This window comes from Lamprobacter modestohalophilus (assembly GCF_016583905.1).
Lineage (GTDB): Bacteria > Pseudomonadota > Gammaproteobacteria > Chromatiales > Chromatiaceae > Lamprobacter > Lamprobacter modestohalophilus.
Window position 1 is genome coordinate 1 of record NZ_NRRY01000074.1, and the last position, 15,688, is coordinate 15,688.

At 61.4% G+C, this 15,688-nt stretch carries 7 protein-coding genes and 1 pseudogene; 7 read left to right on the forward strand and 1 reads right to left on the reverse strand.

The window, feature by feature from the left end; genetic code table 11:
* Positions 1 to 212 precede the first annotated feature (212 nt).
* The 5 genes and pseudogenes from pglZ to CKO42_RS24055 all read left to right on the forward strand — a co-directional run bounded on the left by pglZ (position 213) and on the right by CKO42_RS24055 (position 10,529).
* Positions 213 to 2,629 (forward strand): annotated as a pseudogene (gene pglZ / locus CKO42_RS27670) (BREX-1 system phosphatase PglZ type A).
* A gap of 15 nt (positions 2,630 to 2,644) precedes the next feature.
* Complete coding sequence (brxL, locus tag CKO42_RS24035) at positions 2,645 to 4,717, forward strand: BREX system Lon protease-like protein BrxL (RefSeq protein ID WP_200250584.1); 2,073 nt, start codon at positions 2,645 to 2,647, stop codon at positions 4,715 to 4,717.
* A 554-nt stretch (positions 4,718 to 5,271) separates the two neighbouring features.
* Complete coding sequence (locus CKO42_RS24045; RefSeq protein WP_200250589.1) at positions 5,272 to 6,813, forward strand: hypothetical protein; 1,542 nt, start codon at positions 5,272 to 5,274, stop codon at positions 6,811 to 6,813.
* A 65-nt stretch (positions 6,814 to 6,878) separates the two neighbouring features.
* Entirely contained in the window at positions 6,879 to 8,432 is a 1,554-nt protein-coding gene (locus CKO42_RS24050; protein ID WP_200250600.1) for an ABC transporter permease/substrate-binding protein, read from the forward strand.
* Positions 8,433 to 8,714: 282 nt separating this feature from the next.
* Positions 8,715 to 10,529: a B12-binding domain-containing radical SAM protein gene (locus CKO42_RS24055; protein ID WP_200250603.1), complete on the forward strand. Its 1,815-nt coding sequence runs from the start codon at positions 8,715 to 8,717 to the stop codon at positions 10,527 to 10,529.
* Positions 10,530 to 10,692: 163 nt separating this feature from the next.
* Here the strand turns inward: CKO42_RS24055 and CKO42_RS24060 are convergent, their stop codons facing one another.
* Positions 10,693 to 12,720 (reverse strand): alpha-amylase family glycosyl hydrolase, encoded by a 2,028-nt coding sequence (locus tag CKO42_RS24060; protein WP_200250605.1) that lies wholly within the window; start codon positions 12,718 to 12,720, stop codon positions 10,693 to 10,695.
* Positions 12,721 to 12,941: 221 nt separating this feature from the next.
* Here CKO42_RS24060 and CKO42_RS24065 point away from each other — a divergent pair, with 221 nt between their 5' ends.
* The gene (locus CKO42_RS24065; RefSeq protein WP_200250608.1) at positions 12,942 to 14,072 is read left to right on the forward strand and encodes an FAD-dependent oxidoreductase; all 1,131 of its coding nucleotides are present in this window, start codon (positions 12,942 to 12,944) and stop codon (positions 14,070 to 14,072) included.
* Between the two features lie 212 nt (positions 14,073 to 14,284).
* On the forward strand, positions 14,285 to 15,460 hold the full coding sequence (locus tag CKO42_RS24070; protein WP_200250611.1) for a Fic family protein: 1,176 nt from the start codon (positions 14,285 to 14,287) through the stop codon (positions 15,458 to 15,460).
* The last annotated feature ends 228 nt before the right edge of the window (positions 15,461 to 15,688 follow it).

Below are 15,688 nucleotides of genomic sequence, written 5' to 3' on the forward strand. Positions count from 1 at the left end.
TCTCCAGCAGGCTACCACTCAGGCGCACCGTCACCTCGACTGTCACTTCGTCACCCGAACGCCGGATCACTTGCGCCATCACCACCACCTCACTGTCTGCTTCATCAGGAGGTTATAGCGTACTCCTCAAGGCGACATCATTACAAGGCTGCACCCTGGCTCGACTCTTCGAGAAACATCGGATCGTCTTCTGGTACGACGCCAAGAACGAGCTGCGCGCCGACTATGATGCCGTGTCGCTAGATGGCGTCCAGAAGATCGAAATCGCAAACAACGAGTTCGGCATCAAGCACCGAATCTTGCGCGAGCAGCCGGACGAGAAGTTCCTGCTGTATCGCGACGGGCCGCAGCCGGAGGATCTGGACAACTGGCTGCTCGACGTGCAGCTGGCACAGGGGGAGTTTCGCACCGACCAGGTGGCCATCTGGCTGTCCGAGCTGGACCTGGGGCTTGAGTTTACCGATGTCGTTCAGCAGCACCTCGAGTTTTTCCACGCCGCCAAGCGCACAGAGGCACTGAAGAAACTGCTCAAACCGGATGACACGGCGGGGTTGATCCGGCTCAAGATGGTCGCGGTCTGCGCGGGTGCCGAGCCCCGCATGGACAGCATTCTGGAGAGCCTGCTGCAGGACGTGGCGGAAGACGCCGACGATAAGTTTTCACTGGTCACGCGGTGTGCGCTCGACGGGTTTTTCTGGACCCAGTTGACCCGCCACTACGGTTACGCGTCCTCCGAGCCCAGCATTCGGGACTTTGTGATCGAACTGTTCAAGTCCTGCTATGCGATGAGTACGGACGGGCCGGTGAAGCTGAATGCGGATGCCTTGGTGTTTTTGAGGCGGTGGAAGGACAGCCGCGTGCATGAGCGCAGCTTTGAAAAGCTTTCCGACGAATGTGCGGGGGTGCTCGGTATCGAGGCGGACCTTGGCAAGCGTGATGTTCGGGACCTGATTGCGGTCGATTATTTCGAGCTGATCGACCGCAAGATCCTCAGCGACCTGGTCCAGGCGGTGGTCGAGCGCACCGTCAGTGCCGGTGATGTGGCCTTATGGGTCCGCCAGCGCCGGCAAGGACACTGGTACGCCGACTATCGTGATCTCTACCAGGCCATCGAGTACGCCGCCGGCTTCATCCAGCTGCTCGGCGCGGCCAACCTGGAGATGAACAGCCTGGCCGATGGGGTGCAACGCTACTGTGCCAGCTGGTACCAGCTCGATCAGCGTTACCGCAAGTTTATCTACCACCTGCGTCAGGCCGGTCAGTCCTCGTTGCTGGGGGCGTTAGCGGAGCAGATCGAGAACTTGTATTCGACCGCTTACCTGCTCAAGGTGAACGATCGCTGGCAGGCGTATGTTGATGCAGTATCGACCTGGAGCATCCCCAGGCTGCAGCTGCAACGCCGCTTCTTCACGCGCTGGCTCCAGCCTTTCTTAAGCAAAGGGGTCAAGGTGTGTGTGGTGATTTCCGACGCGCTGCGCTACGAGATCGGCGAGGAGCTGTTGACCCTGATCCGCCAAGAGGACCGCTACAGCGCGGACCTGGAGCCACACTGTCGATGCTGCCTAGCTACACCCAGTTGGGCATGGCCGCACTCTTGCCCAATCGTGAACTGACCATCAGCGCTAACGACGCGGCGGCGGTGCTAGTGGATGGCTTGAGCGCTCAGGGCACGGCGAATCGGGACAAGATTCTCAAGAAGGCGCTAGACGGGGCGGGGGCTGCAGTCACAGCGGAACAGGTCATGGCGATGAATCGCGATGACAGCCGCGACCTGCTCAAGTCCAACAACGTCGTCTACGTCTACCACAACCGCATCGACCACACCGGAGATAAGATCCATTCGGAAGGTCAGGCGTTTGAGGCCGCCGAGCAGACGCTTCAGGATCTGCTGCGCCTCACGAAGAAGCTGACGGCGGCGAATGCCTCCAATATCCTGATCACCGCCGATCACGGCTTCATCTACCAACACCGCGCGCCGGAAGACAGCGACTTTTCTGCTGAGGAGGCTGAGGGTGACCTGATCAGCTACCGGGACCGACGCTTCGTGATCGGCAAGGGACTGCGGCACAAACCAGGGCTAAGACACTTTACCTCGCAGGCGCTGGGCCTCGCCGGTGATCTAGACGTGCAACTGCCCAAGTCAATCAACCGGTTGCGGCTGAAGGGCTCAGGCAGTCGCTTTGTGCATGGTGGTGCCTCGTTGCAGGAGGTCATCATCCCGGTCCTGAAGGTCAATAAGAAGCGCCAGAGTGACGTGACGAACGTCGAGGTGGACATCCTGCGAGGTGCCAGCTCGGTGATCACCTCTGGGCAGCTCGCCGTGGTGCTCTACCAGGCGCAACCAGTGACGGACAAGGTCCAGCCGAGGGCACTGCGCGCCGGCATCTACACGGAAGCCGGTGAGCTGATCTCCGACAGCCATGAGCTCATCTTCGACCTGACCTCGGACAACCCACGCGAGCGAGAGCTACAGGTGCGTTTCGTGCTGTCTCGGGCAGCGGATGCTGCCAACAGCAAGGAGGTGGTGTTGAAGCTCGAGGAGCGGCACGCGGGAACGACGCACTACAAGGAGTACAAGTCGGTGCGCTACCTGATGCGGCGGTCCTTCACCAGCGACTTTGATTTTTGACGGGACGCCTGATCCATGAATGAGCTGGACGAGAAGATCAACGCCCATTTTCCGGGTCTTGTCGTGCGCAAGGACCTGGTCAAGGCGGTCAAGGGCAATGCCATCGTCCCGTCCTACGTGCTCGAATATCTCCTTGGTCAGTACTGCGCGACCAGTGACGAGCCGACCATTCAGACGGGCATCGAGACGGTCAAGGAGATCCTGCGCAAACACTTCGTGCACCGCAACGAGGCCGGCTTGGTGCGCTCGAACATCAAGGAGAAGGGGCGCTACAAGGTCATCGATAAGGTCAGTGTCGCGCTGAACGAGAAGACCGATGCCTACGAGGCCGAGTTTTCCAATCTGGGCATCAAGAAGGTGCTGGTGGACTCGGATACCGTGAAAGCGCACCCAAAACTGTTGGTCAGCGGCGTCTGGTGCATCTGCGACATCGAGTACCAGTTCACCGAGGACAAGAGTGCCACGCCCTGGATTCTCTCGACCCTGAAGCCGATCCAGCTGTCGCAATTCGATTTTGACGCCTACCTGGAGGCGCGCCGGCAGTTTTCGCTGGACGAGTGGATCGACCTCTTGGTGCAGAGCATGGGCTTTAACCCGGCGCTGTTCGGTCGGCGCAGCAAGCTGACCCAGCTGATTCGCCTGATTCCCTTCTGCGAGCGCAACTACAACCTGATCGAGCTGGGACCCAAGGGGACCGGTAAGTCACACATCTTCTCGGAGTTCTCCCCGCACGGCATCCTGATCTCCGGGGGTGAGGTCACGGTGCCGAAGCTGTTCGTCAACAACTCGACCGGCAAGATCGGGCTGGTGGGCTATTGGGACGTGGTCGCTTTCGACGAGTTTGCCGGAAAGCAGAAGCGTGCGGACAAGGCGTTGGTTGATATCCTGAAGAACTACATGGCGAATAAGTCCTTCTCACGCGGGATCGAGACCTTGGGCGCGGAAGCGTCGATGGTGTTCGTCGGCAACACCCGCCACGCCGTTCCCTACATGCTCAAACACTCGGATCTGTTCGAGGAGCTGCCGGATAAGTTCCACGATTCAGCGTTCCTGGACCGTCTGCACTGTTATGTGCCGGGCTGGGAGGTCGATATCATCCGCAACGAGATGTTCTCGAACGGCTATGGGTTTGTCGTCGATTACCTGGCCGAGATTCTGCGCTCCTTGCGCGATCACGACTTCTCAGACCGGTACAAGGCGCATTTCACGCTCTCCTCTGACATCTCGACCCGGGATCGCGACGGCATTCACAAGACCTTCTCAGGACTGATGAAGATCCTGTTCCCGCATGGGGGCGCGACCAGCGAGCAGGTGGAGGCGTTGCTGCGCTTCTCAATGGAGGGGAGAAAACGCGTCAAGGATCAGCTGATGCGCATCGATCCCACCTATGCCGATGTCGCGTTCCACTACAGCGACACACAAGGAACCGAGGAGGCTGTGACCACGCTCGAGGAGGTCGAGTATCCCCACCACTACCACCGAACCATTGCGGAAGCAGAACCGGATGTCGGGGGAAGGCCAGCGCTGGCTGAGCTGAGGGCTGACGCGTCGCAGGAAACACAGGGTGCCGCGGATGAGGCGGATGGCCCTAAAGAAGCGCATCTGACCTTCATCGAGAACCAAAAGGGCGTGTCCTACGACAGGCTGTTCGGACCCTACGTGCGCGGCGCTAGCCGTATCACCGTCACTGATCCCTACATTCGGCTGTTCTACCAAGTCCGCAATTTGATGGAGTTCGTGGAGACCGTTGTTCGCCAGAAGGAGCCGGGCGAGCAGGTGTCGATCATGCTTGTCACCGTCGAAGATGACTTCAGGGGCGAGCAGCAGCGCGACAATCTCGACAAAATCAAGGATGCCTGCGATGCCATCGATATCAACTTCGACTGGGAATTTGACCAGTCAAAATCGATCCATGCTCGGCACATCATCACCGACACGGGATGGAAGATCTCGCTCGACCGTGGTCTGGACATCTTCCAGCACTACGAGATGAACGAGGCCTTTGCCTTCGCGAACCGTCTGCAGCAGTTCCGGCCCTGCAAGGCGTTTGAGGTGACGTATCTTCGGCAGGTTGCTGCAGATGCTTGACTAGCCATTCTTCAACCAAAACAGAGAACCAAAGGCTTAGAGATGGGTTTCTGGCATACCGGGTACATCGAGTTTCACGAGCCGTCCGGCATCGAAGCATGATGCCGACCCGCGCCGCCAATTTTTCGTTGTCCGCATTGCGGCAAGACATTCAAAAATCCTTCAACGCTGCGACAACATCGTTTTGAGGCACACCCGTATAAGCGTCCTTTATTGTTCATTCGCGGAATAGAGCTGGGCAGCACTCCGTTAACCATCACCCGAGCGGGCGGTCATCGAATGACCCACTCTGCAAGTGTGGTAGCCTCTTACCTTATTGAGCGCAGTGTTCGAGAATGACGGGGCAGTTGTGATGTCGCTGGAAACCGCACTGATCGGAGCTAGGGGGAGGGGTCCGGAACAGCGTGACCAAAACGTGACGCACAGCAGTCACAGGGTGGCGGATCGTGGCATTTTGAGTCACGTTTGCTTGGGGTTGGATGGCGTAACGTGTTGATTTAAAAAGGCATAGAAATAGTAGCTCTATCTTTTAATCAGTTGGTCTGCAAACGCGATTGAAAGACTGGACCGCCAACGAAAGCGACGCGCTCCGCAGCGCGGGTGACTTCGCTGTGGCGCTTGCCGTCTGTGGCTACGTGGTCGCCGCCGTGGTCGGCTTGCCGTTGTTTGAGGATGGCTCGTTCTATTTCTTCACGATTGTGATCGAGCAGGCTGCGGTTGTGCCAAACCTGCGTGTGTCCGCTGTCCTGCCTCAGTTGCCGGCGGTGATGGCGTTCTCGCTGGGTGCGGATCTGGCTTTGGGTCGCTTCATCTTCTCAGCGGCCTATATGGCAATTCCGCTTGTGACCCTGGTTGGCTCCTGGCTGCTGCTCCGCCGCCGAGGGCCGGCGCTATTGCTGCTGGTGCTGCCGTCGTTTCTGGCCCTGCAACTGAACTTCTCAGGCGTCTCGGAGCTGCTGAGCGGGCTCTATCTGACTTGGCCTGTTCTTCTAGCGATGCTGCTGGTGCCTCAGCGTCGCTGGGTGATGGCCTTGGCCATTGGATGGGGGCCGCTGTTGCTCCTGCTGCATCCGTTGGCCTTCATCTTCTGCTTCGGGCTGGGTCTGGTCGCTTGGCTGCTGTCGTGGGGGGCTGGCGACTGGGGTGCTTGGGTTGCTGTCAAAGAGCGCCTCGTTTGGCGTCGAATCGGGCTTTGGCTCGTCGCCAACGGGCTTGCGCGGGTCGCTTGGACGGCCTTCGGTCTCAACGACTACGAGCGCGGGCGGCTTAATCCGTCCAGTGCGCTGGGCTACCTGTTTGGCGAGACTGTTGCACAACATCTGCTGATCGCGATGCTGGTTTGCGTGACGCTGCTTGGCTTTTGGGTGTTGCATCGCCGCTCGCTGTCATCCCGAGCGTCCCGAGCGTCCCGAGCGTTGATGCTGTTCCTGTGGCTAGCGTTGCTTATCGTCGCTTGGGTCAGCATTGAATATCTTCTGGGCAAGGGCATCGTCCTCAAGTCGGCCATGACGCTAGGTGTTGGCTTGCTGGGCATGACGGCGGTGACCTGGCTCGTGCTGCAGAGGGAAACGGGGCGCATCCTGCAGAGGGAAACAGAGCGAGGCGTGGAGAGAGAAGCAGGGCAAAGCATCCAGTGGAAGGCAGAGCGAGGCATGCAGAAGGAGGCAGGGCTAGGCGCTGCGGGCAGCAAGCGACCATCTACCGCTATGCACATGCTCGGCGTGGCACTCTTGATGCTACTAATGGCAAAGTCATCCGCTTGGTGGACGGGCGTGCGTGGTCTACAGGACATGGTCGCTAGCAGTGACACAGCTTGCATTCCCTTTGGTGATCATGAGCCCTATAGCCTACAGTGGCCCTGGATGGTGATCACGGATTCCTGGCCGACCCCCTTTACCGCGCTCGTGACAAGGCCCTTTGTGCCGACCTCAGAGGAAGGCCAGTTCCAGCCCATCGCGGTCATGCTGAAGCACGACTGCTGCGAGCAACTGCGTGCGACCGGGATGCTGCACCTGCCCGTCGGGGTATCGTTGCCGTTCGAGGCTGTCGATGCCGCGCTAGGGCCTTTACGGCGTCCGGGGCTGTTGCCTCAGTGAGCAGTGGCTCAGTGCGAGGCGGGGGATGTTTTCTGGTTGGTGGCCCCTTTGCTCAGAGGTGTTCGATGACTCGATTTCTGCTTTTGGTCATGGCACTGGCCGTGCCGATCGCGACGCTAGCCGAAGCGATGGTCGAGCCGCTAGCTGAACAGCCAATCGAAGCCTCACGCGATCCCGCGGCAGACGCCTCCGTGACGGTCGGCTCGAAGAAGTTCACCGAGTCGGTGATCTTGGGGGATGCGCTGACCTTGCTGCTGGCCGATGCCGGCTTTGAGGTCAAGCACCAGTCCGCCTTGGGTGGCACCCGTATCCTCTGGGGCGCGCTGCTTGCGGGCGAGATCGATGTCTATCCCGAGTACTCGGGGACTCTGCTGCGCGAGATCTTGGCCGATCAGAGGCTGTATGGATTGGATGCATTGCGCGCTGAGCTGGCAGCGCGCGGCGTCGTGATGTCGGCGCCGCTCGGCTTCGAGAACACCTATGCGGTCGCGGTGACGGCGGAGACCGCGCAGCGGCTGGGTCTAGAGACCATCTCTGACCTGCGTGGGCATCCCGATATTCGCTTTGGGTTCAGCAACGAGTTCCTCGATCGCGGCGATGGCTGGCCGGGGCTGAAGCGTCGCTACCGTTTGCCGCAGACGCGAGTGCAGGGGCTGGATCATGATCTTGCCTATCGTGGTATTGCCAGCAGTCGCATCGACGCCACCGTTGTCTATACCACCGATGCCGAGATCGAGCGCTACAGGCTGAAGCAGCTGGCCGATGATCTCGGCTATTTCGACGACTATCAGGCGGTGCTGCTCTATCGCAATGATCTGATGCAGCGCGAACCGGGGGCGGTGGCGTTATTGCAGCGCTTTGAAGGCGCGATCAGCGAGCCGGTGATGGCCGAGTTGAATGGGATGGTGAAGCTGGATGGCGCGAGCGAACAGGAGGCGGCGGCTCAACTCCTGGCCGATCGGTTTGGTCTCGAGGTTGAGGTAGAGCGCAAGGGGCTTTGGCAGCGGCTGCTCGAGCGCACCCTGCAGCACTTGGGCCTGGTGAGCGTCTCGTTGACGGCGGCGATCCTGGTCGCGGTGCCGCTCGGCATCGTCGCCGCGCGTCGCCCGCGTCTGGGTCAGCTGCTGCTCGGGCTGACTGGCGTACTGCAGACGGTCCCCTCCCTGGCGCTGTTCGTGTTCCTAATCCCGCTGCTCGGCATCGGCTGGCTGCCAAGCGTTGCTGCGCTCTTTATCTATAGCCTGCTGCCGATCGTGCGTAACACTCACGCCGGGCTGGTCGATATCCCGCGTCCGATCCGCGAATCGGCCGATGTGATCGGGCTGACGCCGAATGCGCGGCTGCGCCTGGTCGAGCTGCCGCTGGCTGCGCGCTCGATCCTGGCCGGCATCAAGACCTCGGCGGTGCTGAACGTCGGCACGGCCACCCTGGCGGCGCTGATCGGGGCTGGCGGCTATGGCCAGCCGATCCTGACTGGCATTCGGCTCGATGATACGGCGCTGATCATGCAGGGCGCGGTGCCGGCTGCGTTGCTCGCCTTAGCCTTTCAGGGGCTGTTCGAGCTGGGTGAGCGTTGGGTGGTGCCGCGCGGGCTCAGATTGCGACCGGCGGCGGCCTGATCGCTGTGCAATCTTGTTTGGCCTGACTGTTTGGCCTGAAGGCAAAGTCCTGCACAACAAATCGAAAACGAGATGCCTTCACGCGGCTGCGCTTTGCAGGGAGGCGTTCAGGCGCTCTCTCAAGGCGCGTTATTGCTGCACCAGAGAAGATTGTCGGTGGTTTGGACGGGGTCAATCCGGATCACCGATGGCAGGACCATGATGGCAATGCTTCCGAGACTCGCCGAGACCCGGTCCGAATCGCTGTATGATCGGCTGATCCAAAGCTAAACGGTCAGGTTAATGTCGATTCCCAACACCCTGAGCCGGCCCCGAGCAAGACGGCCCTTTCAACTGCTACTGATCAAGCCTTCGCACTACGATGACGATGGCTATGTCATCCAGTGGTGGCGCTCGTCGATCCCGTCGAACAGCCTGGCGGCGGTCTATGGCAATGCGCTGGACGCGGCCGAGCGCCGGGTGCTCGGCGAGGATGTCGAGATCGAGGTGACGGTGCTCGACGAGACCAACACCCGGATTGATACGGCAGGCTTGATCCGGCAAATGCGGCGTGGCATCGATCGCAATGGCAGAGGCGAAAGCGATGGCGATGGCGGCGGCGATCGCGATGGCGGAAGCGATAACGGAAGCGATAGCGGAGGCGGTGGTGCCCTAGTCGGGCTGGTCGGGGTGCAATCGAATCAGTATCCGCGTGCGCTCGACCTGGCACGAGGTTTCAAGGCTGCCGGCCTGCCGGTGGTGATCGGCGGCTTTCATGTCAGCGGTTGTCTGTCGATGCTCGATCACCGGCCGAGCGAGCTGCAGGCAGCCCTGGATGAAGGTATCAGCCTTTTCGCCGGTGAGCTGGAAGGGCGTTTGGATCGGCTGCTATTGGACGCCGCGGCTGGCCAGCTGGAGCCAATCTACAACTATCTCAGCGAGCTTCCGGATCTGACTGGGGCACCGACACCCTATCTGCCAGCGGCGCGGATCAAGCGCACCATGGGCAAGCGCGCGAGCTTCGATGCCGGTCGCGGCTGCCCGTTCCTGTGCAGCTTCTGCACCATCATCAATGTCCAGGGGCGCAAGTCCCGCCATCGCAGCGCCGATGATGTCGAGTCGCTGATTCGTGCCAATGCCGCCGATGGCACGCGCAATTTCTTCATCACCGACGATAATTTCGCACGCAACCGTAACTGGGAGGCGATCTTCGATCGGATCATTGCGCTACGCGAGTCGGGCGTGCCAATCCATCTGGTGATCCAGGCCGATACCCAGACCCATCGGATCAAGGGCTTCATCGAGAAGGCTGCGGCGGCTGGGGTCAACCGGGTGTTCATCGGCCTGGAGAGCATCAACCCGGCGTCGCTCAAGGGCGCGCAGAAGGGGCAGAACAAGATCGGCGATTACCGCGCCATGCTGCAGGCCTGGCATGCGGTTGGGGTGCTGACCTATGCCGGCTACATCATCGGCTTTCCGGATGATACGCCGGAGAGCATCCGCCGCGACATCCAGATCATCCAGCGCGAGCTGCCGATCGACATCATGGAGTTCTTCATCCTGACGCCCTTACCTGGGTCGAAGGATCATCAGCAGCTGGTCCAGCAGGGCGTGGAGCTGGAGCCGGACATGAACCAGTACGATACCCAGCACGTCACCATGACCCATCCACGCATGTCGCGCGCCGACTGGGAGGCGATCTATCGCGAGGTCTGGGATCTTTATTACAGCGATGAGCACGTAGCGACGGTGCTGCGCCGCTGCCGGGTCTGGGGGTATGACCCGAAGAATATGTTGGCTAAGCTATTCGCCTTTCATGCGCCGATCGTCCATGAGCGCATGCATCCGCTGGAGGGCGGGCTGATCCGGCGCAAGGTGCGGCGCGATCGCCGGCCTGGCCTGCCGATCGAGCATCCGCTGCTGTTCTATCCGAAGTTCGCTTGGGACTTTGTGATCAAGTACGGTGGCGCCTATCGGATGCATCGTCACTATAAACGCATCTTAGAACGCGTCATGGCGGAGCCTGATCCGCTGGCCTATACCGATACCGCGATGCAGCCGGTCAGCGTCGATGAGCGGCAACGGCTGGAGATATTCGCGAACGTCAATGCGGCTTAGATATTGTCCATCAACTTCTTCCCGATTTGAGCACCACTGTAGGGCGATTGTCGGGAGTTAGAAAATAGACGGTTACTTAGCAAGTGCCTCGGGATTGATGACCCGCATCGCCTCATCGCCCATGCCCATCGCCAGGATGCCGGCAGAAGTCGCGCGGTTAAGTTCAGGATTTTCTGACCGTGACGCTGACCCACCATTGGACCGACCAGGGTGCGAGATGACTCTCGCGAATCGGTACGCGAGCAGTTGACCCAGAGGTTTCTGAAGCCGTTGTCGGCTCAGCCCCTGGCCGATGGTCGAGGATCAGGCCGGATCGGCAGGGTGGCTCGATCTCGCTGGGCCGCTCGACGGGCTCGCCATTGAGGTTGGCGATCAGTCGAAGCTGGCGGTGATCGCTCGTGCGCCAGTGCGCGGAAAGGCGGCCGCGACCAAAGACCAGGGCATCGCCGCCCTGTTCGATCAGCGGGATCAGCGGTGCGATCAGGGCTCGGCGCAGGGCGAGGAGTCGGCGGCAGAGGGAGAAGCGTCGTTGTTGCGACAAGTCAGCGGAGCCTGTGTCGGGGTCGACCGCTTTGCCGGGATGGTCGCGCCAGCGCCAATCGAGCCGCGAGCGGGTGAAGGTCTCGGGGTCGTTGGGGTCCGGGATCGATGCGCGGCTGGCGGCGTCGGTGAATCCATAGCTGCGGGCGAACTCGCGGCGCCGACCCTCGCGCACCGCATCGGCGAGCTCGGGGCCGAAGTCGCAGAAGAACAGGAACGGGCTGTCGGCGTCGAATTCCTCGCCCATGAAGAGCAGTGGCGGGGAGGGCGCGAGCAGGATGAGGGCGAAGGCGGCGTCTAGGGCTTCGGTCGGGATCAACTGATGCAGGCGCTCGCCGAAGGCGCGGTTGCCGGCCTGATCATGGTTCTGCAAGAAATTGACCATCGCTGCCGGTGGCAGATGCCGGCTCGGGGTGCCGCGGCGATGGCCATCGCGAAACGCCGATGGCTCGCCCTGATAGGCGAAGCCCTGAGTGAGTGCGCGGGCGATAAGCTGAGTGGTCCTGTCCTCGAAACGAGCCTTTGACTCCAAGCCTGAGCCGTGGCTGGAGGTAGACTGGATGGTGGAGCTAGGGCCGGGGCTCGAGCCTGCGTCCGAGATGAAGTCCTGATATGGGCCATCGGTCTCGCCGGTCAGCAGATGATGCAGCGCGTGGTGGAGGTCATCGTTCCACTGGGCGGTGAAGTGGCGTGGTTGTCCTGTGGATGTGCGTGCATAACGCCGCGCGTCGTTGCGATCGTTTTCCAGGACCAGATGGATCTGCCGGGCGCGACCGGGACCGGTCTGCACGCGCTGGGCAAGCTCATCGAGCAGGTCGGGCTGGCTCGTATCTAGGATACGGTCGACGGCATCGAGCCGCAGGCCATCGAAGCGGTATTCCTCGAGCCAGTAGAGGGCGTTCTGGATGAAGAATTCGCGCACCCAATGCGCTTGTGGGCCATCGAGATTGATCGCGGCTCCCCAGGGTGTGTGGTGGTCTGGATGGAAGAAGTCCGGGGCATAGCAGTGCAGATAGTTGCCTTCGGGGCCGAAATGGTTATAGACCACATCGAGCAGCACCATCAGGCCGCGCTGATGGGCGCCGCGGATCAGCCGCTTCAGCTCATCGGGTTGGCCATAGCAGGCATCGGGTGCGTAGAGCAGGGCGCCGTCATAGCCCCAGTTGCGCCGGCCCGGGAAGTCCGCCAGCGGCATTAGCTCGATGGCGGTGACGCCAAGCTCGAGCAGATGATCGAAGCGGGACTCGATGCTGGCATAGTCGCCGCCGGCGCTGAAGGTGCCGACGTGCAGCTCATAGATCACCGCCTCATGCCAGGGCCTGCCGCGCCAGGCCGACTCGGCTGCGCCCCAGTCGAAGGCGCGTGGGTCGACGATCTGGCTCGGGCCATGGACATCACCGGGCTGAAAACGCGAGGCCGGGTCGGGTACGGCTAATCCAGCATCGATTTGATAACGGTAGCGGTCGCCAGCGCGCGCTTCGGTCAACTCGAGATGGTGCCAACCGTCTTCTGCGCGGTGCATTCGGAGCGACTGCGCTTCCTGCCCAGGGACAGAGGCGGCGCTCCAGAGCAGCTCGACTTGCTGAGCGTCTGGCGCCCAGAGGCGAAAGTTGACACCACCGTTGGCGGTGATCTCGGTGCCGAAGGGCATGCTGTGTTGAAATCCGGTAGGCATCGTTGTGTGTGCGTGGCTATTAGCCTGGATAGTTCATGAATCTCACGCGAAGGCGCGAAGACGCTAAGGAAACCAAGTGTCTGGACAAGTTATTGTGACCTGGTGGGTCGTTTGCGGATTCCTGCTCGCCGGAACGATCTCTGCCGGCCTTGGTCTGACTCCCTTTTGCCAAATCCCTCGTGATGCCCATGGCTCTTGTGTCTTCTGATTCCGCTACCGATGGTCGGTCAACGCAGGTGCCGGCGGCGTGGCGGGCGCTGCGCATTGCTGTTATCGGCGCCGGTCTCTCGGGACTGGCTGCGGCGCGGATGCTGGCCGATCAGCAGCATCAGGTTAGCCTGTTCGAGAAGTCGCGTGGCTGCGGCGGTCGAGCAGCGACAAGGCGTGCCGCATATCCGAGCGGACAGCCCAGCGGACAGCCGCTCCGTTTCGATCATGGTGCCCAGTATTTTACGGCCCGCGATCCAGGCTTTCAGCGTCGCGTCCAGAGCTGGGCCCAGCGTGGATTAGTCGCGCCCTGGGACGGTCGCATCGGTGCTTTCGATGGGACCGAGTTTACGCCCGCGGGGCAGGAGACCACACGCTGGGTCGGTGTCCCGGGGATGAGTGCGCTCGGCCGGGAGCTGGCCAAGGGCCTGAGCGTCCGGCTGGAGACACGGGTGATGCCGCCACGCTGGTGCCGAGGCCGTTGGCAGCTCAGCGATGAGGCAGGGACCGATCTCGGCCGCTTCGATCGGGTGGTGGTGAGCGCGCCGGCGCCGCAGAGCGCTGAGCTGCTGATGGATGCGCCCCGGCTTGCGGCACAGGCCGCCTGTGTCGACTACACGCCCTGCTGGACCCTGATGCTCGGCTTTGATACGCCGGTGCCGCTGGCCTTCGATGGCGTCTTTGTCAATCAGACGCAGGGGCCATTGCGCTGGGTTGCACGCGATAGCAGCAAGCCGGGTCGGGCGAGGCCCGCTAGGGATGCGGCCGTGGCAGGAAATGCGACCAGGAGTGAGGAGGATTGCTGGGTGCTGCATGCCGAGCCGGGCTGGACGCGCAAACATCTGAATGATCCGCCCGAGCAGGTGGAGGCCGCCATGCTCGAAGCCTTTGCGGCCCTGGTCGAGCTGGCCGGCGGATCACTGCCGAGGATCAACTGGCGCCAGTCGCACAGCTGGCTCTACTCGCTGGTCGAGACGCCGCTGGAGGAAGGCTGCCTCTGGGACCCAGCGCTTGGAATTGGTGCCTGTGGCGACTGGTGCAACGGCGCCCGCATCGAAGGCGCCTGGCTCAGTGGCGAGGCAATCGCCAGTCGTCTCTTGGCCGCTGTTGCCTCTGCATAGGTGACCGATCGGCCAACCAATCGCGCCTCTCTCGCTGCGGATGAGCCTAAGTGATCCCGGTGTCGTTCTCGGTCGGTGAGGTGCACATGCCTTTGCCGTGCTCATCAAGACTGCCCAAGCGAGCCTCTAAGATGCTCGGCTTGTATTTTACAATGATGCCTTAAGGTAAAATAAAGTCGAACCTTATTTTAGGAAGGCCAGAGGCAGGCAGAATGAAGCGAGACCGCCAAGGCCGCTATGTGACCATTTCGACGGTCGGCGAGAAGGCAAAGGCCTTCGTGCCGGCGCCGCTGCCGCCGCATCCACCGATCGACTGGACGCCTGATCTGCGTAGCAAATTCGACCAGGCACTGCTGGCGCTCGGGCGACTGGACAGCGTCTCGACCCTGCTGCCAGACACCTCGCTGTTCCTCTACATGTATGTCCGCAAGGAGGCCGTGCTTTCCTCCATGATTGAGGGAACCCAGTCGTCCCTGTCGGACCTGCTGCTGTTCGAGTTGGAACAGGAGCCTGGAGTGCCGCTGGATGACGTGCGGGAGGTTAGCAACTATGTCGCTGCCCTCGATCATGGCCTGCGACTGCTGGAAGAGGGGCTGCCATTATCGCTGCGGCTGCTCCGCGAGATCCATGGCGTGCTCCTGAGCAAGGGCCGGGGCAGCAGCCAAACCCCAGGCGAGTTCCGACGCAGCCAGAACTGGATCGGCGGCACCCGGCCAGGCAATGCGACCTTCGTCCCACCTCCGGCCGATGCCGTCATGGAATGCATGAGCAAGCTTGAGCTGTTCCTGCATGACCAGCCGGAGCCGACCCCGGTGCTACTCAAGGCGGCGTTCGCCCATGTGCAGTTCGAGACGATCCACCCGTTTCTTGATGGGAATGGCCGCCTGGGGCGTTTGCTGATCACGCTGCTGTTGTGCTCGGAGTCGGTCTTGCGCGAGCCGCTGCTCTACCTCAGCCTCTACTTCAAGACGCACCGCCAGCATTATTACGAACTGCTCAATCGCGTGCGCCAGACCGGTGACTGGGAAGCCTGGCTCGCGTTCTTTGCCGAGGCGGTGATCGTGACTGCCACCCAAGCGGTGGAGACCGCCCAGCAACTGCTCGCGCTGACAAGCCAGGATCGTGACAAGATCAGCACGCTTGGTCGCGCAGCTGCATCCAGCTTGCGGGTTCACCGAGCACTGATGGCGCATCCCATCGCTACCTCCGGCTCGCTGGTGGAGGAGACTAGTCTCACTCCAGCGACCGTCAATAAGGCGCTTGGCCACTTGGAACAGCTCGGCATTGTGAAGGAGTTGACGGCGCAAAAGCGCAATCGGTTATTCAGCTACGCCCGCTATATTGAGATCATCAGTCGTGGTACGGAACTGCCGGGTCGCTCGGGTTGAGGTTGTCGTAACCGTTCACGGCCTCTTGAACCCGAAGTAGCTGACCCTTTTGGTCCTAGACTCAGAGTCGAGATCCGGTTAATGTTGGCGCATGCATCCGATCATGCACGCGGTACAAGGCCGGCGCTGTTCGCCCGCGCTCAGGTTGATCACACGGTGCGATGACACCTGAGCAGGCACAAGCGATCTATGCGGCCGGAGAGCAGGCGGTTATCGAGCGCCTGTGTG

What these genes read in the sequence shown, in the direction of transcription:
- CKO42_RS24060 (WP_200250605.1), bottom strand. Translation starts at nt 12,720, where the DNA reads ATGCCCTTCGGCACCGAGATCACCGCCAACGGTGGTGTCAACTTTCGC.
- CKO42_RS24055 (WP_200250603.1), top strand. Translation starts at nt 8,715, where the DNA reads ATGTCGATTCCCAACACCCTGAGCCGGCCCCGAGCAAGACGGCCCTTT.
- CKO42_RS24070 (WP_200250611.1), top strand. Translation starts at nt 14,285, where the DNA reads ATGAAGCGAGACCGCCAAGGCCGCTATGTGACCATTTCGACGGTCGGC.
- brxL (WP_200250584.1), top strand. Translation starts at nt 2,645, where the DNA reads ATGAATGAGCTGGACGAGAAGATCAACGCCCATTTTCCGGGTCTTGTC.
- CKO42_RS24050 (WP_200250600.1), top strand. Translation starts at nt 6,879, where the DNA reads ATGACTCGATTTCTGCTTTTGGTCATGGCACTGGCCGTGCCGATCGCG.